The sequence below is a fragment of the Exiguobacterium sp. s128 genome, assembly GCF_018618815.1.
In the GTDB taxonomy this organism is placed as follows: Bacteria; Bacillota; Bacilli; order Exiguobacteriales; family Exiguobacteriaceae; genus Exiguobacterium_A; species Exiguobacterium_A antarcticum.
In genome coordinates this window covers 16,912-35,887 of the sequence record NZ_JACSMT010000014.1, presented here as the reverse complement: position 1 = coordinate 35,887, position 18,976 = coordinate 16,912, and the positions used below count along the sequence as shown (strand labels likewise).

The 18,976-nt window shown below is 47.0% G+C and carries 17 protein-coding genes, 1 tRNA gene and 1 other annotated feature; of the genes, 4 read left to right on the top strand and 14 right to left on the bottom strand.

Features of this window, described 5'->3' with window-relative positions; genetic code table 11:
- Positions 1 to 36: 36 nt before the first annotated feature.
- The 5 genes from KNQ13_RS07480 to KNQ13_RS07460 form a co-directional block, all read right to left on the bottom strand.
- On the bottom strand, positions 37 to 630 hold the full coding sequence (locus KNQ13_RS07480; protein WP_014969584.1) for a DedA family protein: 594 nt from the start codon (positions 628 to 630) through the stop codon (positions 37 to 39).
- 17 nt (positions 631 to 647) lie between these two features.
- On the bottom strand, positions 648 to 869 hold the full coding sequence (locus tag KNQ13_RS07475) for a hypothetical protein (RefSeq protein WP_014969583.1): 222 nt from the start codon (positions 867 to 869) through the stop codon (positions 648 to 650).
- A gap of 182 nt (positions 870 to 1,051) precedes the next feature.
- Positions 1,052 to 2,026 carry an aspartate--ammonia ligase gene (gene asnA / locus KNQ13_RS07470; protein WP_026830914.1) on the bottom strand — a complete coding sequence of 325 codons (975 nt, stop codon included), beginning with the start codon at positions 2,024 to 2,026 and terminating at the stop codon, positions 1,052 to 1,054.
- Between the two features lie 67 nt (positions 2,027 to 2,093).
- Positions 2,094 to 2,353: a binding site (T-box leader), on the bottom strand.
- A 142-nt stretch (positions 2,354 to 2,495) separates the two neighbouring features.
- On the bottom strand, positions 2,496 to 3,383 hold the full coding sequence (locus KNQ13_RS07465; RefSeq protein ID WP_014969581.1) for a carbohydrate ABC transporter permease: 888 nt from the start codon (positions 3,381 to 3,383) through the stop codon (positions 2,496 to 2,498).
- A complete protein-coding gene (locus tag KNQ13_RS07460; RefSeq protein ID WP_014969580.1) occupies positions 3,380 to 4,270 on the bottom strand; it encodes a carbohydrate ABC transporter permease in 891 nt (296 codons plus the stop codon). Before KNQ13_RS07460 ends, KNQ13_RS07465 begins: the two co-directional genes overlap by 4 nt.
- A gap of 167 nt (positions 4,271 to 4,437) precedes the next feature.
- Here KNQ13_RS07460 and KNQ13_RS07455 point away from each other — a divergent pair, with 167 nt between their 5' ends.
- Together KNQ13_RS07455 and KNQ13_RS07450 are read left to right on the top strand one after the other, a co-directional pair.
- Positions 4,438 to 6,117 (top strand): formate--tetrahydrofolate ligase, encoded by a 1,680-nt coding sequence (locus KNQ13_RS07455; RefSeq protein ID WP_014969579.1) that lies wholly within the window; start codon positions 4,438 to 4,440, stop codon positions 6,115 to 6,117.
- Positions 6,118 to 6,127: 10 nt separating this feature from the next.
- On the top strand, positions 6,128 to 7,096 hold the full coding sequence (locus KNQ13_RS07450) for an alpha/beta fold hydrolase (protein WP_026830913.1): 969 nt from the start codon (positions 6,128 to 6,130) through the stop codon (positions 7,094 to 7,096).
- 56 nt (positions 7,097 to 7,152) lie between these two features.
- On the opposite strand, the gene KNQ13_RS07445 is transcribed toward KNQ13_RS07450, so the two are convergent.
- Positions 7,153 to 7,572 (bottom strand): hypothetical protein, encoded by a 420-nt coding sequence (locus KNQ13_RS07445; protein ID WP_014969577.1) that lies wholly within the window; start codon positions 7,570 to 7,572, stop codon positions 7,153 to 7,155.
- On the bottom strand, positions 7,569 to 8,114 hold the full coding sequence (locus KNQ13_RS07440) for an imm11 family protein (RefSeq protein WP_236624397.1): 546 nt from the start codon (positions 8,112 to 8,114) through the stop codon (positions 7,569 to 7,571). The genes KNQ13_RS07445 and KNQ13_RS07440 overlap by 4 nt, the downstream gene beginning before the upstream one ends.
- Positions 8,115 to 8,286: 172 nt before the next feature.
- Between KNQ13_RS07440 and KNQ13_RS07435 the strand changes: the two genes are divergently transcribed.
- Positions 8,287 to 8,360 (top strand) — tRNA-Gly (locus tag KNQ13_RS07435).
- A gap of 172 nt (positions 8,361 to 8,532) precedes the next feature.
- Positions 8,533 to 9,342, top strand: coding sequence for an MBL fold metallo-hydrolase (locus KNQ13_RS07430; protein ID WP_014969575.1), 810 nt, complete (start codon positions 8,533 to 8,535; stop codon positions 9,340 to 9,342).
- 56 nt (positions 9,343 to 9,398) lie between these two features.
- Here KNQ13_RS07430 and argF read toward each other — a convergent pair whose 3' ends face one another.
- From argF to argC, 7 genes are read right to left on the bottom strand one after another with little or no spacing between them, the layout of a single operon-like run.
- Positions 9,399 to 10,367 (bottom strand): ornithine carbamoyltransferase, encoded by a 969-nt coding sequence (gene argF / locus KNQ13_RS07425; RefSeq protein WP_034774496.1) that lies wholly within the window; start codon positions 10,365 to 10,367, stop codon positions 9,399 to 9,401.
- On the bottom strand, positions 10,337 to 13,369 hold the full coding sequence (carB, locus tag KNQ13_RS07420; protein ID WP_026830911.1) for a carbamoyl-phosphate synthase (glutamine-hydrolyzing) large subunit: 3,033 nt from the start codon (positions 13,367 to 13,369) through the stop codon (positions 10,337 to 10,339). The genes argF and carB overlap by 31 nt, the downstream gene beginning before the upstream one ends.
- Complete coding sequence (locus KNQ13_RS07415; protein ID WP_026830910.1) at positions 13,359 to 14,411, bottom strand: carbamoyl phosphate synthase small subunit; 1,053 nt, start codon at positions 14,409 to 14,411, stop codon at positions 13,359 to 13,361. The genes carB and KNQ13_RS07415 overlap by 11 nt, the downstream gene beginning before the upstream one ends.
- The gene (locus tag KNQ13_RS07410) at positions 14,408 to 15,550 is read right to left on the bottom strand and encodes an acetylornithine transaminase (protein WP_209548221.1); all 1,143 of its coding nucleotides are present in this window, start codon (positions 15,548 to 15,550) and stop codon (positions 14,408 to 14,410) included. The genes KNQ13_RS07415 and KNQ13_RS07410 overlap by 4 nt, the downstream gene beginning before the upstream one ends.
- On the bottom strand, positions 15,516 to 16,289 hold the full coding sequence (argB, locus tag KNQ13_RS07405; RefSeq protein WP_026830908.1) for an acetylglutamate kinase: 774 nt from the start codon (positions 16,287 to 16,289) through the stop codon (positions 15,516 to 15,518). The genes KNQ13_RS07410 and argB overlap by 35 nt, the downstream gene beginning before the upstream one ends.
- Positions 16,286 to 17,503 (bottom strand): bifunctional glutamate N-acetyltransferase/amino-acid acetyltransferase ArgJ, encoded by a 1,218-nt coding sequence (gene argJ, locus KNQ13_RS07400; RefSeq protein ID WP_014969571.1) that lies wholly within the window; start codon positions 17,501 to 17,503, stop codon positions 16,286 to 16,288. Before argJ ends, argB begins: the two co-directional genes overlap by 4 nt.
- 14 nt (positions 17,504 to 17,517) lie before the next feature.
- Positions 17,518 to 18,549, bottom strand: a complete 1,032-nt coding sequence (gene argC, locus KNQ13_RS07395) for an N-acetyl-gamma-glutamyl-phosphate reductase (protein WP_014969570.1) — start codon at positions 18,547 to 18,549, stop codon at positions 17,518 to 17,520.
- Between the last annotated feature and the right edge of the window lie 427 nt (positions 18,550 to 18,976).

Sequence of the window (18,976 nt, the reverse complement as noted above, 5' to 3'; positions counted from 1 at the left end):
CTGTTTCGAGACCAACAATTAAGTCAGCCCTGATGATTATCGTTTTGCTTTTAATCGACGATACAGAATATACCCGGCAATCCCTAAAACGATGATTCCAAGAATCCACCATAACTCTTGTTCTAACCCTTTCAGCATCGATTCTGCTCGCTCAACGCCAAACCGCTCTCCTAACCAGACATAGAACAAGGAAACCGGAAACAGCCCAATACTGGATGCGATTAAGTAACGTTTAAAGGACAAGTTGAACAAACCGCATGGAATCGAGACGACGGACCGAATGACCGGGAAAAAGCGACCAAATAGTGCTGACCATGAACCGTATTTCGAAACGATTCGCTCACCTTGGACGATTTCACGTTCTTTGATCATCAACCACTTTCCATAACGAATCAATAAAGGCCGACCGGCATAACGCCCAAGAAAATAAAACAGTGTCGCCCCCATCAAACTTCCGACAAAGCCGATTAGAACCGCTGCCGTCCATCCTAGCGTTCCATTTGAAACGTAGAGACCAAGTAAAGGTAATCCGACTTCAGCCGGAATCAACTCCGTTCCGAGTCCTAAGATCATGATTCCTAAAAACAGCCAGAGATTCGATTCTCCGGCTGAGAATAACCATTCTAACATCCAACCACTCCTCTGAATCAGCCTCGTGCAGGACGAAGAAGATAATAAATGATGACGACGAGCGTCGTCCAGACACCTGTAAAGATCCCGATGATTCCGACGATAAAGAAGCCAAGTGCCATCATCGATCCAGTGCGTTTATAATCACGCCACATCGTCCGCAACCCTTTGATGTTGAACCAAAGGAAAACTACGAAAAGTAAAGCAAATACTAATCCTGTAATGAGTATTGCTGACATGTCTCCACCTCTTTCTTATTAGTTAGTATCCCCATTATACCTTACTTTCACACGTCTTCCCTCCGTCTGAGGTCTCATGAACTTGTTTTATCGACAAAAAAATCGATGTTTCCCGGCATGTATGATATGCCGGGAAACATCGATCGATTGTCTGCTCTATAAATCAATCACTCAACTCGCCGTTATAAGAGGTGGACACCTTGCTGACGGTACTCCGTCCGTGTCTCTTCTGACCAAACAGATGCTTGGACTTCACCAATGTGACGCTTCTTCAACAGGAACATCGCCATCCGAGATTGACCGATTCCTCCACCAATCGTCAGTGGTAAAGCTTCGTCCAACACACCTTGATGGAATGGGAAATCAAGTTTCGAATGTTCGCCTGTCGTTTCGATTTGTGCAAGTAACGTTGCCCGGTCGACACGAATACCCATCGACGAAAGTTCGAATGCGCCGATTTCCGGGTGGTGAACCAGGATATCACCGTTGAGCGTCCAGTCATCATAATCTGCCGCTCGTCCATCATGTTTTTCACCAGATGCCAAGGCACCACCGATTTGCATCAAGAAGACCGCTCCGTGCTCTTTCGTCACTTCCGTCTCCCGTTCTTTGCTTGAAAGGGTCGGATAGGCATCTTCGAGTTCTTGTGTCGTCATGAAATGAATCGTCTCGGGCAAGATCGCCTCGATTCCAAACTGTTCTTCGACTTCACGTTCTACTTGGTGAATCGATTGATAAATCGCACGAACTGTCGTTTGCAAGTAGTCAATCGTCCGCTCTTCTTTAGAAATGATTCGTTCCCAGTCCCATTGATCAACGTGAATCGAATGCGTTGCATCCAACACTTCATCCCGGCGAATTGCGTGCATCAACGTGTATAACCCTTCACCTTTTGCAAATCCGTACGTATGGAGCGCCTGGCGTTTCCACTTCGCAAGGGATTGAACGATCTCAAGTTCTGCCTGATGGTCAATCGCATCAAAGCGAATGACACGTTCAATTCCGTTGAGATGATCGTTGACCCCTAATGTGCTTTCAACGAACAACGGGGCTTCGACGCGTGTCAATCCGAGTTGGGATGAGAATTGCTCCTCAAAGCGTTTTTTTACGAGTGTGATCGCTTCCTGTGTCTGTTTCATCGATACGAGTGTTGTCATGGTATTCTTCCTCCTCAATTGTGTGTTTGAAAAAGAAGCCATAAAAAAGAGCCCTTCTCTCCCAAGAATATGGGACGAAAGACTCGGTTCCGCGGTACCACCCATGTTAACAGCTCAGCTGCTCACTCAAAAGACTGATGATCATTTATCATCTCAATCTTCGGCCATATGATAACGGACAGGCAACTCCGGCTACGCCTACTGACTTTTGTGTTCGGGTAGCGACTCCAGGATGTTCTTCGCAACTTGTGTCCGACTGGGCTTTCACCGTCCCCAGCTCGCTAATCCGGTCTTACAAGATGTTACTCTTCCTTTCAACGTCGTTGTTACAATTGAATTGAGAACATCGTACACCATCCGCAAAGCATTTGAAAAGCCTTTTTTTCAAAAAAAAATAAAATAATCTGACTAATCAGATTAACTATCCCAACAAAAAACGTTCCCGCCGAAGCGAGAACGCGCTTACATCTTATTTGATGGAACCACTCGTAATTCCTTGAATAATTTGTTTTTGCATCGCAAAGAAGAAGAGCAAGAGCGGAATGATACCGAGAATTAATCCGGCAAGCGCTAAATCCCATTGCTTCGTATACTGACCAAAGAAATAGAACGTCGCGAGCGGAATCGTCCGCAGTTCAACGTCACGCAACATCAATGACGGCAGTAAAAAGTCATTCCAGATCCAAAGTGTATTCAAGATGACGATCGTCACCGTGATTGGTTTGAGTAACGGGAAGACGATTCGCCAAAAGACACCCCACTGCGAACAACCATCGATGATTGCAGCCTCTTCGATCTCTTCCGGAATCGACTTCATGAATCCATGATATAAGAAAATCGATAAGCCGGAGCCGAAACCAAGATACATCAAGATCAAGCCCCAGTAGCTGTTTTGCAGACCCAAATCACCAGATAACTTCGATAACGGAATCATGATCGACTGAAACGGAATGATCATCGCTGCGACGAACAGGAAAAAGACGATGGTTGATAGACGGCTTTTCGTTCGGACCAGCTTCCAAGCAGCCATCGAACAGAAAATGACGATGACGGCATTGGCGCCGACGGTGATGATGACAGAGTTCAAGAAAACTTTCCCGAAATTCATCGCTTCCCACGCATCCGTGTAATTGGACGTAATCCATTCTTTCGGAAGCCCAGACGTATTGGTAAAGATGTCTCCTTGTGTCTTAAACGAGTTGGAGATGACGTAATAAAACGGAATCATGTAGAGTAACCCTATCAAGACCGCGGCAATTTCAACAGTTCCTAGACGGACTGAATAACGTCCACGCTTTTTCGGTGCCGGTTGCTCCGGCTTCAGTTCTGGTTTCGGTAAAGGTTGGGCCGTACTCATGCTTCCACCTCCCGTTTTTTCGTCAAGTAGACTTGTGTCACGGTAATCGCTGCGACGACAACAAAGAAGATGATCGCTTTGGCCGAACCAAGTCCGAGATTATTGTTTGTAAATGATTCCTTATAGATGTTCAAGGCCAGCATTTCTGTTGATTTAAATGGTCCACCATTTGTCAGGGACAAGTTCGTATCAAACAGTTTGAACGACCATGAAATCGTTAAGAATAGGCAGATTGTAACCGACGGCATGATGAGTGGAATCGTGATGTTCCGTAACGTCGACAACCGGTTCGCCCCATCAATTTTCGCTGCTTCAACCAGTTCCTGCGGGACATTCTGTAAGGCAGCGATATAGATGACCATGATGTAGCCACCGCCCTGCCAGACCGAAACGATGACAATTCCCCAAAATCCGGTTTGAGCGTCACCGAGCCATGGAAGTTCAAATAAACTCCACCCTGTCAGCTCTCCGATCGAGGCAAATCCTTTAACATAAATGAACTGCCAGACGAATCCGAGAATCAATCCGCCAATCAAGTTCGGCATGAAGAAGATTGTCCGTAAAAAATTCCGCGTCCGAATATTTTGTGTGAGTAAAAACGCTAAGATGAATCCGACTAAATTAGTCAAGATGACTGCAACGACGGTGTATCTTGTCGTTAACCAAAACGACTGCTGGAACTGTTCATCGACCGTAAAGAGTCGTACATAGTTATCCAACCCGATCCAGTTCAATTCTCCTGTAATCCCGTTCCAGTCCGTGAATGAGTACATGACACCATTAAAAAAAGGTACGAGAACAATCACTGCAAAAACTAAAAAAACCGGTCCGACGAACATCCAGAATTCAAGTCCACGTTTTACTTTTTTCTTATTGCCTACTGCCATCGATCATCCCTCCTCTACCTTTAACAGTACGGAATTCAAAGCAAAATGAAAACGTAACCATTTGACACGTTGGGTGGAAAATATTGAACGATTGTTTGGCGTGCTCGTTTCAGATAAGCTACTATAAAGAAATATAGAGAAATTCATCTTGAGAGGAAGAGTATGCCATGGAGAAAACCATTCGTTCTGATCTAGAGATTGCCCAACAAACGACGTTACGACCTATTTCTGAAATCGCTAAGCAAGTCGGGCTGACCGATGCGGATTACGATACGTACGGAAAGTACAAAGCCAAGTTAGCAGATGGATTAGCCGAACGGTTAGCGACGAAAGCCGATGGAAAATTGATTCTCGTCACAGCCATCAATCCGACGGCTGCCGGTGAAGGAAAATCGACTGTCACGGTCGGACTTGGTCAGGCCTTGCATCGCCTCAATCATAAAGCGATGATTTGTTTACGGGAACCGTCACTCGGACCAACGATGGGATTAAAAGGTGGCGCTTGTGGTGGAGGTTACAGCCAAGTCTTACCGATGGAAGAAATCAACCTCCACTTTACAGGAGACATGCATGCCATCACCTCGGCCCATAATACGATCAGTGCCTTGCTGGATAACCATCTCCATCAAGGAAACGACTTACGGATTGACCCACGTCGCATCACGTGGAAACGTGTCCTCGATCTGAATGACCGGGCGTTACGTAATATCACGATTGGCCTCGGCGGAGCGGCTCATGGGATTCCCCGTCAAGATGGCTTTGACATCACGGTCGCATCAGAAATCATGGCGGTTCTCTGCCTCGCCGATTCCATCGCTGATTTAGAAGAGCGTATTAGCCGAATCGTCGTAGCGTACTCGTACGAACAACAACCGATTACGGTGAAAGATATCCAGGCTTCTGGTGCTGCGACGTTACTTTTAAAAGAGGCATTCCGTCCAAACCTTGTCCAAACCGTCGAAGGGACTCCCGCGTTGATTCATGGTGGACCGTTCGCCAACATTGCCCATGGATGTAATTCGCTGATCGCGACGCGAACCGCCCTCAAATTAAGCGATTATGTCGTCACAGAAGCTGGATTCGGAGCGGATCTCGGAGCAGAAAAATTCTTTAATATCAAATCACGAATTGGCGATCTACATCCGGATGCCGTCGTTCTAGTCGCAACTGTCCGGGCGTTAAAAATGCATGGTGGTGTTGCAAAAAATCAATTGGCAGAAGAAAACTTATCTGCATTAGTCGAGGGACTTGCTTTGCTCGAGAAACATGTTGAGACGATGGATTTGTTTGGTGTTCCTGCGGTCGTCGCACTGAACCGCTTTTCAAGCGATACGGATATTGAACGCCAAACCGTACTCGAGTGGTGCCGGGAACGTAAGATTCGGGTAGCAGAAAGCGAAGTGTTTAGTCAAGGGGGGGCTGGTGGAGAAACACTAGTCGAACAGGTTTTCGAAGCAATCGAAGAAGACAGCCAGTTCACTCCCCTTTATCCAGCAGATTTACCGCTCACACAAAAAATCGAGCGGATTGCAAAACGTGTTTACGGTGCGGCAGGTGTCCATTTTGAAGAAAAAGCTTTACGCGAACTTGAGCGTTGCACGGAACAAGGATTAGGTCATTTACCAATCTGTATGGCGAAAACCCCCTTCTCATTGACGGACGATCCAAGTAAATACGGCCGCGTCGAAGGATTTACCATCACGGTTCGCGAAATCAGACCGGCAATCGGAGCTGGGTTCATTGTCGCTTTGACCGGGAATGTATTAACCATGCCAGGTTTACCTAAAACACCGGCTGCTAATACGATGGGAATTTCTGAAGATGGAACGATATTCGGGCTTTCTTAATCAAGAAAGGATGATAGATGTGACAATCGACCATACACACTGGATTGCATCAGACGGTTATACGACGACGATGCATCTGCTTGAAGCTACGGCGCCGAAGGGTGTTGTCATCGTTTTTCACGGAATGATGGAACACGGCGCACGTTATCAAGAATTTGCCGAATTTCTTTATGCCCACCACTACCACACCATCATTCCGGATTTACGTTGTTTTGGTACACGTGCAGAACAATTGGATTCGCTTGGGCACTTAGAACCTAATGAAGGATTTGATCAGTTAGTACAAGATGCTGAAGAATTAGTTTACGACATCAAGGACCGTTATCCAGACTTACCGATTTTTGTATTTGGTCATAGTTTTGGTTCCTTGATTTCGAGACGACTCGGTCAAACACTTGGTCATGAGCTAGCAGGCGTCATCGCAAGTGGTCCTCCTACGGACAGCGGACTTCTCGGAACGCTCAGCAAAAAAATCGTACAACGCTTGATGGAACAAACGTCTTCGCGTCATCCAGCGGAAGGTATGAGTAAATTGATTTTCGGTCGGTACAACTTACGGTTTTTCCCAGCGCTCTCTCCGAATGCCTGGTTATCCTCGGATCCCCAATCGGTCTTACGATACGATGAAGACATGTTGTCGGGTCAGACGGTGACGCTTGGATTCTTTTATGAATTGTTAGCGGCAACGAAAGCCGTCAATTCCCTCGCCTATCTGTATCAACATCCCCGTCACTTGCCTTTGCTGCTTACTGCCGGAGAAGATGATCCAGTCGCTTTTGACGGGAAAGGAATCCATACACTGTTTGATGCCTACAATCGCGTTCGTGTCGAAGGGGTTCAGCTCACTATCTATCGTGGTTTGCGTCATGAACTATTTCATGAATTCGAACGAATTCGTGTGTTTGCGGATATCGCCGGTTGGCTGAATAAACAAGTCGGCTCGCGTCATCCTTCTTCCGTCCGAAAACAAGGACATTAATAATCACAACAAAAAGCGGGACGCCCTCTAACTTAGAGGACGCCCCGCTTTTAATCTTAATGAATCCAGTTCAAAGATAAGATCATTGTTTCGATTTCTTCTAGTTCCAATGACTCTCGGTCAGCAGAATATGTCAACAGAACAAGACGTTCGCCATCCGAATAGGCAAAAATTCGGATGAAGACTTCTTCTTCTTTCCCATCAACAGCAAGAAGTGCTTCTTTTGATGAGTTCCGACGTGCTTCGAGGGGTCCGGTCAGTTCGATCCCAAACTCTTCTACCAACAAATTGATTTCTTGCTCGGCTGCTTCAAACGGTGTCAGTTCTTCCGTATCCGACTCATAGATGGATAACTGTAACGTTCCCATCGCATTTTCTTCCGTCGAATAAAAACTAACGAACGTTTCCTCTTCCTGATATTCAAACGTTTGTGGATATTGAAGTGTGATCCAATTATCGACCGTGTACTGTTTCATATGATTTCCTCCATTCGATTTATCTCGCCAAAATGTACGCCTGTCACGGCTAGTTGTTCCAAATACCGCGCTAGCGTATTCGAGAGGAAAATACGATTCGTACGTTCATCCCGTAAGATGTGGTGGGGACCAAGCGATTCACTGACGATGCGCTCCGTCATGAAATAGACCTGTCTTTTCCGAATGGTCCGGAAAATCTCCGTCTTATGTAGATGCTCCACCCGTCTTACCGCTAGTATATTGATGAGATAGTAATTGTTTAATCCCGACCGTGTCTTTAGTTGGACACGAAGGCACTGTATAGAAAACGGTGTCAACCGTTCCAGTGCCCGTTTCATCCGTTCAGATACCAGCGGGATATTCAACTCGTTCGGAAGCACGTCCGGTAACATATCCGCATCCTGTTCGATTGAAAAGGCAAGTAAGCTTGCGTTCAGAAACCACTCTCCTGTCGTGAAGCGATAACGATCGATTTGATGATGACATGTCGCCACCCATCCTTTTCCCATCGGCTGTTCGCTCCAAACTCGAACTTTGTCCACCAGTCATTCGCTCCTCTTTCCATCCTCAGCCATTTACGCTCGTTACAGGAAGCTCATGTAAACGATTTAGCTATTATTATTGTACACATAAAATCAAAAGAATTACCTTTTTTCATAAAAGTCGTAGAAATAATCGCTTTGCTATGCTACTATATCTCATGTAGACACTTTTGCGGGTGTAGTTTAGTGGTAAAACCTCAGCCTTCCAAGCTGATGATGAGAGTTCGATTCTCTTCACCCGCTCCAACTTATGACATAACATAGGTCACGACACATAGGTCAACGACCCTAATCCCTCTAGAGGGGAGGCGACTCGCAACGATGCGGGTCGTCTTTTTTTGTGTCCCAGGATACATACCACACCTTTTGGGGTATAGTTCGTTATAAAAGTTTCCATCTAAGAAAGAGGAGGAATTCCATGATCCAGATGAAGATGCCCGGTGTGACAGTCTACCAAAGCACGTTAATGAAAACGACTTCGACGTTGATTGAAACACCCGACTGTCTGATCGTCGTTGATCCAGGTTGGCTACCGGACGAGATTGCGACGATTCGCCGGGACGTCGAAATCATCCGGCATGATCGTCCTCTTTATATCGTCTATACTCACGCCCATTTTGATCACATATTAGGTGCTTACGCCTTCAAAGATGCGATTGCGATTTCATCCCGTCGGTTCCTCGATGTCGATCAAACTGCTGCTCTGGAAGAAGTCCAACATTTTAACGATGAATATTACATCGAATCCCCCGTCCTGTTTCCAAAAATCACGCATGTCATCGAAGAGTCAGAAACCACGTTGACGATTGGTAAAACCAAGCTGATTTTTTTCCTGACACCCGGTCATGAGGCGACACACCTCTCTTTTGTCGTCATGCCCCTGCATATTCTTGTCTGCGGCGATTATGCATCGGATGTCGAAATCCCATTGATTGAACATGATTCCAGTGAATATTTGACGACGCTCGAATTACTCGAATCGTTTATTTACGAATATGAAGTCAAGTTACTCATTCCCGGTCATGGGCATATTTGTGACGTCCGGACCGAGATGATCGAACGGCTTCATCTCAGCTACGACTATATCTTAGCCCTGCGTGCCGGAAAGGAATCGAACTGGTCTCCGTCTTGGCAACGGACATCTTTCATGACCCGCTTACATGAAAAAAATAAACGACAAGTCAAAAAAGAACATGCAGAACAACTCGCCCGTCGCCAATATGATTAAAAAACAGATCACGTCTGCCGCTTCTCATCAGCGACCGACGTGATCTGTTATCCTATTTACTGAGTAGACCCAATTAATTCAATCATCAATGCTTTTTGGGCATGCAGACGATTTTCCGCCTGATCAAAAACAACGGAGTACGGACCATCAATGACTTCCGCTGTCACTTCTTCCCCGCGATGTGCAGGGAGACAATGTAAGAAAATCACATCGTCAGCGGCTAACTTCAGTAACGTTTGGTTGACTTGATACCCCTCGAAAGCCTCCAAACGTTTTCCTGCTTGTTCTTCTTGTCCCATACTAGCAAACACATCACTGTAAATGATATCCGTCCCTACAACAGCTTTTTCCGGATCGGTATATTGTTCGATTTTCCCACCTGTCTTTTTCGCCAGTTGCTTCGCCTGTTCCACAATCATCTCATCCGGTGCGTAAGCAGCAGGACTACAAATCCGGATCGTCATCCCACTTAAAGCTCCACCAATCAATAGCGAATGTGCCATATTGTTCCCATCACCAATATAGGTCAATACCTTTCCCGTCCGCTGCCCGAAGTGTTCCTCGATCGTCAGTAAATCCGCCAAGACCTGGCATGGATGGTGCATGTCCGTTAACCCATTGATGACCGGGATCGTTCCGTGTTCCGCCAGTGTCTCGACCGTTTCATGGGCAAACGTCCGGATCATCAAGGCATCGACATAACGGCTCATCACTTGAATCGTGTCACCCAATGACTCGCCTCGCCCGATTTGCATGTCTGAACCGTTCAATACAATCGGATGTCCCCCTAACTCGATGACACCCACTTCGAACGAAATACGCGTTCGCGTCGAGGCTTTTTCAAACAACAACGCTACCTTTTTTCCACTAAGCGTGTGTGCGTACGTCGTTGGAGCTTGCTTGACCGCTTTTGCCAACTCTAATAAATCGGTTAATCCTTCTGCCGTCAATTCTTCCAAAGTCAATAAATGTCGTAACTGCTGTTTCGTGTTCGTCACTTGATTTGCTCCTTTCGTGTCATCCATTCCGCCAACGGCTTCACAGGGAGCATGTCGATCTTCTGGATGCTCTCAAAATACTGAGCCAGGTGTTGTTCGGTGATGACGAGAACTCCCTTGGTCAAAGCCAATGCGCGTTGTGCTTGTTCCTCTTCGCTGATTGAGAAGAACACTTGACACCGATCAAAATCAATCTCGTTGTCTAACGGTACTGCGTCTGCCCATCCTTCCGTTCCTTTACCGGCAATCCGAAGAGTCCGATTCAGCATCATTGTTTTTGTTGTTTCATCATGCGTAAAACGTTCTTTTGCCAAACCGGTTGACGTCCACTGTAATGTTTCGCCCGTCGAACGCATGACGGGTCCCGTCATCGGATCAACGTGACGTAATTTCAGCGTCGAGAAAATCGGACTCTTCACCGCGTGGAACGGTAAACTCATCCGTTGTCCAGGTAATGCACGCACATGTTGCCCGCTCGCCGCCTGGACTGCCCATTCGAGTAACGGTTGTCCTGTGACTTTTGCAACAATCGGTAATGTCCGCGACGCACGGGGATTGATTTCCAAGACATAAATATTTTTCTCTTTGACGACGAACTGGATGTTGAACGCCCCTTTGTAAGCGAGGTGTTGCCCGATGGATTTAGCAATTTCTTCGATTTCGTCTTGTAACGTCAGCGCAGCCGAAACCGGCGGTAAGATCATCGTCGAGTCACCAGAGTGCACACCAGCGGCTTCAATCTGTTCCATGATGATGGGAACATACGTCGTGATTCCATCAGAGATGCAATCCACTTCGAATTCTTTTCCTTCGATGTAAGCATCGACTAAAACCGGAAACGACAGTGCAGGCAACAACGCTTCCAAGTCCGCTGCTGTTTTCAAACGATGCATGCCTTTTCCACCAATGACATAGGAAGGGCGGATCATCAACGGATAACCGAGCTGAGTCACGACCGTCGCTAATTCCGCATGACTCGAGACTTCTTGACCCGGAATATGCGCTATGTCGAGTCGATCTAAAAATTGATAGAAACGATCCCGGTTTTCCATCTCATCAATCGTATCTGCCGTCGTTCCGAGTAGATGATAACCACGTCGTTCCAGTTCAGCCGCTAAGGCGATTGCCGTCTGTCCGCCAAATTGAACCAAAACCTCTTGGCAGTCTTCCGCCTCGAGCACATGCACCACATCTTCGAGTGTCAACGGTTCGACATACAGTCGGTCAGCGACTTCAAAATCCGTTGAAACCGTTTCTGGATTGTTATTGATCATGATCGTCTCGTACCCACTTTTTTGGAGCGCGCGGACGGCATGAACCGAACAATAATCGAATTCGATTCCTTGACCGATTCGAATCGGACCTGCCCCAAGAACGGTCACCTTTTTTTGAGTCGATGGCGTGACTTCTGTCTGCCCTGACCAACTGCCATAGAAATAGGGTGTTGGACTTGAAAATTCTGCTGCGCACGTATCGATCATTTGAAATGCTGGTTGTATGCCAAATTCCTGACGTTTCTGTTGGACGGAATCAACCGGTACTTCTAATACATCCGCGATTTGTTGATCCGTAAATCCGTGACGTTTTGCTTTTAAAAGTGAGTCTTCGGAAGTAAGATCCAATGTCTCCTGAATCGACAACAATGTTTCGAGCACCGTAATGAACAACGGCTGAATCTGAGTCAGTTCGACGACTTGTTCAAGGGTCGTTTCTTTCCGATCGAGTAACGCGGTTATCGCGAGCAGACGACGATCCGTGATCTGCTTCACTTCATTCCACAGTTCCGTCGTATCGGCTTGCTTCATCCAATGCGGATAAAGCGGAGCCTGTTCGATCCCTGCACCCCGCCAAGCTTTTTGCAACGCTTCTTCCAGCGTTTTCCCCATCGCCATGCTTTCGCCGGTCGCTTTCATCTGGGTTCCGAGCGCCCGGTCGCTCTCCGGAAATAGATCAAACGGAAAACAAGGGACTTTTGCTGTTATATAGTCCATCGTTGGTTCGAAACTCGCCATTGTCTCTTTCGTTACGGGATTGATACAATCATCTAATCGTTCTCCCAGTGCAAGGCGTGTCGCTAATTTCGCAATCGGATACCCGGTTGCTTTGGAAGCCAGTGCGGAAGAACGGCTGACCCGTGGGTTGACCTCGATGACATAATATTTTTGTTCGGTCGGATGAATCGCAAATTGGATGTTACATCCCCCGACGACGCCTAGTGCAGAGACGATTTCTCGGGCAGCTGTCCGTAACAGTTGATTCATCTGATCAGAAATCGATTGAATCGGTGCAAAAACAACGGAATCGCCCGTATGGACGCCGACCGGATCAATATTTTCCATGTTACAGACGATGATCGTCGTATCAAATGCATCCCGCATCACTTCATACTCGACTTCTTTATATCCCGCAATGCTTGCTTCGACCAGGCATTGCGAAATCGGACTCGCCTGTAACCCGTTTGCGGCAAGCGCCCGTGCTTCTGCTTTTGTCTCGGCAATGCCACCGCCCGTTCCCCCTAACGTAAAGGCAGGACGAATGACAAGCGGAACACCTGACGTTTCCATGAATCCTTCTAGTTCAGCCAGTGTCTCGATCGTCTGACTGATCGGGAGCGGCTGACCAAGTTCAAGCATCCGTTGTTTAAACCGCTCCCGGTCCTCTCCGTCACGAATCGTTTCGAGTGACGTGCCAAGAAGCTTGACTTTGTACTGGTCGAGTACGCCCGCTTCTTCAAGCGATAAAGCCAAATTCAGTGCTGTCTGACCACCAACTGTCGCGAGCAAGTGTGTCGGACGTTCCCGTTTAATGATGGCAGTTGCTTTCTCAAGGGTCATCGCTTCGATATAGATATGGTCCGCTGTAGACGGATCCGTCATGATCGTAGCCGGATTCGAATTCATCAGCATGACCTCGCATCCCGCTTCCCGAAGTGTTTGACAGGCCTGTGTCCCTGAATAGTCGAATTCCGCTGCTTGCCCGATCACGATCGGACCCGATCCGATGACCATGACTTTTTTATTATCCTGCATACTCTACCTCCTGTTTTAAAATACTCGCTACGAATTGATCAAAAATCACCATCGCCTCGACGGGTCCTGGATGGGCTTCCGGATGAAACTGGACGGTCAGAATCGGATAAGCCGGGTGTACAAGCCCTTCGATCGAACCATCATTGATATGGCGATAGGCGGGAACAAGTTCAGACGCTTCGACACTCGTCGCCTGAACGACATAGCCATGATTTTGTGAGGTCATGAATACACGGCCCGTCGTCAGTTCGCGGACCGGATGATTCGCGCCACGGTGACCATGATGCTGCTTCTCGATTTGGCAGCCAAAAGCCTTAGCAATGATTTGATGCCCCATACAGATGCCAAGTGTCGGATATGCTACTGCCAACTGTTTGATGTCAGCCGTCAGATGATCGAGTTGCACCGGATCACCCGGTCCGTTTGAAAAGAGTAATCCATCTGGTTTCAGTTCGTCGATGACGGATTTCGGTGTATCAAACGGGACGACCGTCACTTTCATCTGTCGTGCATTCAACGCGGCAATCATCGATTTTTTCACACCATAGTCGATGCAGACGACATGGCCGTCCGCCTGATCGACATCATAGACTTGAAGCGTTCGTGTCGAGACTGCGGCAATCAAATCCGACGGTTGTGGAGACGGTTGTTCGTTCATTTCAATTAGACCGACTTGATCGCCATGGGTCCGCAAATGATGCACAAGAGCCCGTGTATCGACTTGACCGAGAACGGGAATACCGGATGCCGCTAACCAGTCGGCTAAATCCGATCGTGTCCCGTTATTCGCAAGTGTCTGGACGACAACCCCCGCCACTTGAATCTGTTGACTTTCTGAATCCATGGCGGAAATGCCGTATTGTCCGATCAACGGATACGTAAACACGATGATTTGTCCGCGATACGAGGGATCGGTCAATACTTCTTGATAACCGGTCATGCCGGTAAAAAACACGACCTCTCCTTGAACAGACGAAGAACCGACCAGTTCGCCCGGATATGCTTGTCCATCTGCCAGTTGTAATGTTCCTACTGTTTTCACATCATGACCTCCTGTTGGCATACTGACTTGATTTTTTCAATCGCCAGATCGAGTTCTGACTCGGTGACGAATAGTGATGGCAACAACCGGAGGACGTTTGGTCCGGCACTGACGACCAATAATCCTATTTGTTGCAGTGCTTGAATCAATGGTGCGACAGCTTGACGACATTCAATCCCGACCATCAATCCACGTCCTCTTACTTCACGAATCATCGTTCCCGTTAATTCGCTTAACTGTTCCATCAAGTACATTCCTTTTTGCTGCACCTGTTGCATCTGTTCATCCGGCAGTAACAATTCAAGTGTCGCTTCCGCTGCCGTCATTGCGAGCGGATTTCCGCCGAACGTCGATCCGTGTGTACCGGGAGTAAAAACTGTAGCAGCAACCGGTGTCGTAATGATCGCTCCGACCGGAAACCCACTTGCGAGTCCCTTGGCGACAGTGATGATGTCCGGCTGGAGTGGTGTTTGTTCAAAGGCATAACGTGATCCAGTTCGTCCGATACCGGTCTGGACTTCATCGATGACGATTTTGACGTCATATTTTTTAGCTTGTGCCATCAAAGCCTGCAACCAATCATTATCGGCCAGGATCACGCCGCCTTCTCCTTGAATGACTTCTAGCCAGACAGCAGCAGTTTGTTCCGTAATCCGCTCAAGACTCTTAAAATCATTGAACATGAGATGCTTAAAATCCGGAACCATTTCTCCAAATCCGGCTTTTATCTTATCTTGACCCGTCGCCGCCATCATGGCGAATGTCCGACCGTGAAACGACTGGCTGAATGTCAGGATTTCCGTTTTTTGGGTCCATTTTCGAATCAGCTTAAAAGCCCCTTCGTTTGCCTCCGCCCCACTGTTACAAAAGAAGACATAGCTGAGGTGACTACCCTTCGTCAATAATTCCGCAACACGTTCCTGCTTACTGCTGATAAACAAGTTCGATGTGTGCCACAACTTTTGAAGCTGTTCTTCTACCGCATGTTGGACATACGGATGACGGTGTCCGGTATTACAAACAGCAATCCCCATCATGAAATCCAGATATCTCTGTCCTTTTGTATCCGTTACAAAGGATCCGGTCCCTTCCACTAGTTCGATGTCATGACGCTGATACGTTGGTAGTAATGCGCTCATTTTTCTCCTCCTTCACCTGCGTCCCCGGGCTCGTCACATCTTGTCCGAAGCGAATCCGGACATGTTTGATTCCTTGTCGTGCTGCTTCAATGAGTGCCTCCGCCTTCGGAATCATTCCTCCATTGATTTCGGTCGATTCGAGTCCTGCCTGTAAGTCAGAAATCGTCACCTCCGACTGATCCAAACCGTTTAGCTTGATTCCCGCCACGTCGGTTAACAATTCAAATTCATCTACTGCTAACTCAGTTGCTAACGCGACGGCACACGTATCTCCGTTACAGTTCAGCGTGCCCTCGGAACCTGTGATCAATGACGTGACAACGGGAATGAAACCCGTTTGCATCAGTGTGTGAAACAGTTTATCTTCGATTTTCGTGACTTGTCCCACTGCTCCGTACTCCGGTTGTTTTTCACCCCGGATGCTCGCTCCATCAATCCCCGTTATACCAACCGCTGGTAACTTGTATTGATTTAACGTATAGACGATTTTTGATTGTACTTCCCCGCCAAGAACACGTTCTGCCCCGAGCAACACTTCAGCCGTCGTCACTCGGACTCCCGCTTGGAATATGGAATCAATTTGGAGTTCCCGACAGTAAGCAGATAACGCCGGTCCACCACCATGCATGACAATCAATTCATTTTTTTCGGCCAACCACTCGGACCACTCCTCGTAATAGCGAGGATCCAATTGTTCGAACACACTTCCACCCAGTTTGATTAATTTTCGTTTCTTCATGTGCGGTAACTCGCGTTGATTTTGATATAGTCATACGTCAGGTCACACCCGAAGGCATGTCCGCTTTTCGTCCCTTGATTCAAGTTCACTTCAATCTCGACCACGTCTGCCGCTAACTCGTTCGACGCTAACGCCTCGTCAAACAAGACCGGCATACTTTGACGAAGCACCGTCTGAGACCCGATCCGGATGTCGATTTGACTGACATCAATCGGTTCATCGATACTCCCGATCGCAGCTACGATCCGTCCCCAATTGGCATCTTCTCCAAAAATCGCCGTCTTCACGAGCGATGAGCCTACGATTTGTTTCGCAATCTTTCGACCGAGCAACTCGTCTTTTGAACCATTAACTTTGACTTCAATCAGTTTCGTGGCTCCTTCTCCATCACGCGCAATTTGTTTCGCTAAATCCTGACAGACTTGATCCACGGCTTGTTGGAACTGATCCGCCTCTGTTGTTCCCTGTTCAATCGCCTCTGTTTGCGCAGCACCACTCGCGAGGATCATCACCATATCGTTCGTCGAACTGTCACCATCGACCGTAATACAATTAAATGTCCGATTCACAGCCGTTTTTAGAACATCTTGGAGAAAACCGGCATCAATTGCAGCATCCGTCGTTAAAAACCCAAGCATCGTCGCCATGTTCGGATGAATCATGCCAGAACCTTTAGCGACTCCACAAATCGAGACGACCTCGCCATTGAGTAACACTTGCCGCCCAGCCGTCTTAGTCCCCGTATCGGTCGTTAAGATCGCTGTCGCAAAGTCTTCCGCCTGTGTTTCCTCGGTATCCGGTTTCAGCTGTTCAATCCCTTGTAATAACGTATCAATCGCCATCGGCTGACCGATGATACCCGTTGAGGCAATGACAACATGTTCCGGCGCCAAGTGAAACTGTTCCGCAACGGCATGTTGCGAGGCATAGGCATGCTCGAGTCCGAGTTGTCCTGTACACGCGTTGGCATTCCCACTGTTAACCAAAACAGCATGTACCTTCCCCCCTGAAGTTGCCATCGCTTGTTTCGTCACCGTGATGGGCGCTGCCTGAACTTGATTTGTCGTATAGACGGCTGCTGCTTCAGCGCCCCCTTCACATAATAAAAGTGCTAAATCTTTACGTTTGCGTCTAAGTCCGACATGGATCCCTGTTGCTTTAAACCCTTTTGGTGTCGTTACGGTCAACGGTGATGTCAGTTGTACATTTAACATAGTCATGATCCCCTCTATATAAAGAATGGCTGTTGTGTCAGACCTGATGTCTCTGGATATCCACATACGACATTGGCATTTTGGATTGCTTGTCCCGCTGCACCTTTTTGCATGTTGTCGATGACAGATACGACCGTCAATCTTCCGGTTCTCGGATCGACATACACGGACAAGTCACAATAATTACTACCGGCTGCCGATTTGATTTCCGGTTCTGCTTGTCCGATCCGGATGAACGGCTCATTTTCATACTTTTCACTGAACCACGCCCGCCATGCTGCTTCTGTTTTCTCGACAAGTGGTTGTAACGTCATCGTCGCCATGATTCCCCGATTGAGGGGGACTAAATACGTAGCCAGCGAGATCATGATTTTTTGACCGGTGATGTCCTCGGCGATGGATTCGATTTCCGGAATATGCTGGTGACGGTTCATTTTGTATAATCGAACATTTTCATTTGACCGAACGTGATGGGTCTGTTCCGTCAATGTTTTTCCTGCACCGGATAATCCGGAGCTCGCATGAACGATGATTTGCGCCGGATCAATCATTTCTTCCGCAAGCAGCGGCAACAAGCCAAGTAAAATTGCCGTCGCATAACATCCTGGATTCGCGATGAGCCGGCTTTGCTTGATTTGATCTCGTTTCCATTCGGTTAAGCCATATGTCGCTTTTCTTTGGATCAAACGGTCGATCCCTTCGTGGCCATACCATTTTTCATACAGTGTTTTTTCCAGACGTAAATCACCACTTAAGTCGATCACCGTTCCTTTCCAATTGCCTAACTGTTTCACATAGTTCATCGAGATGCCGCTTGGTGTCGCTAAAAATAGAATATCCGTCTCGACCTCTTCAATATGTTCCACCGAAAACTTAGCCAAACGTGAATAGTTGTTTTCATTCATAAAACTGTATAAAAGATTAATATCTTGGTCTGTCATCGAGTCGCTGATCAATGAGACGATTTCTAGATAAGGATGAAGTTCAATCATTCGTATCAGTTCAATCGCAGCGTATCCCGTTGCTCCAATAATCGTACACTTCATCTTCGGAACTCCTTTGTAATAAATGATAACTCGATTTAAACATATGCATATTTATACTGTCAATTGTATTTTTATTTATTTAAAGACACAAAAAAGGCTTTGATCAATGACATCTCACTCGATGTTCATTGATCAAAGCCTTTTTTACGCTTTTTTATTTATCTTTTTTCTGCTCGTTGCGCGACTAGATGATCGATCCCAAAAACACTCACTCCCATTAAAGCGATGACGACGACAAAAATTGCAGTAAACATATGTAATCCCTCCTGTTCACAAAATAGACATCTCTTATTTCCTATTGTGCAAGATTTCTCCAAAAAAAGAAAGCGTTTACGACAAAAAATCGTCACATTTCGATTTATTTTTCAGTTTTCCAGCAAAATCTAGATAGTTGACGAATACTCTCATATCCGATAACATAACAACT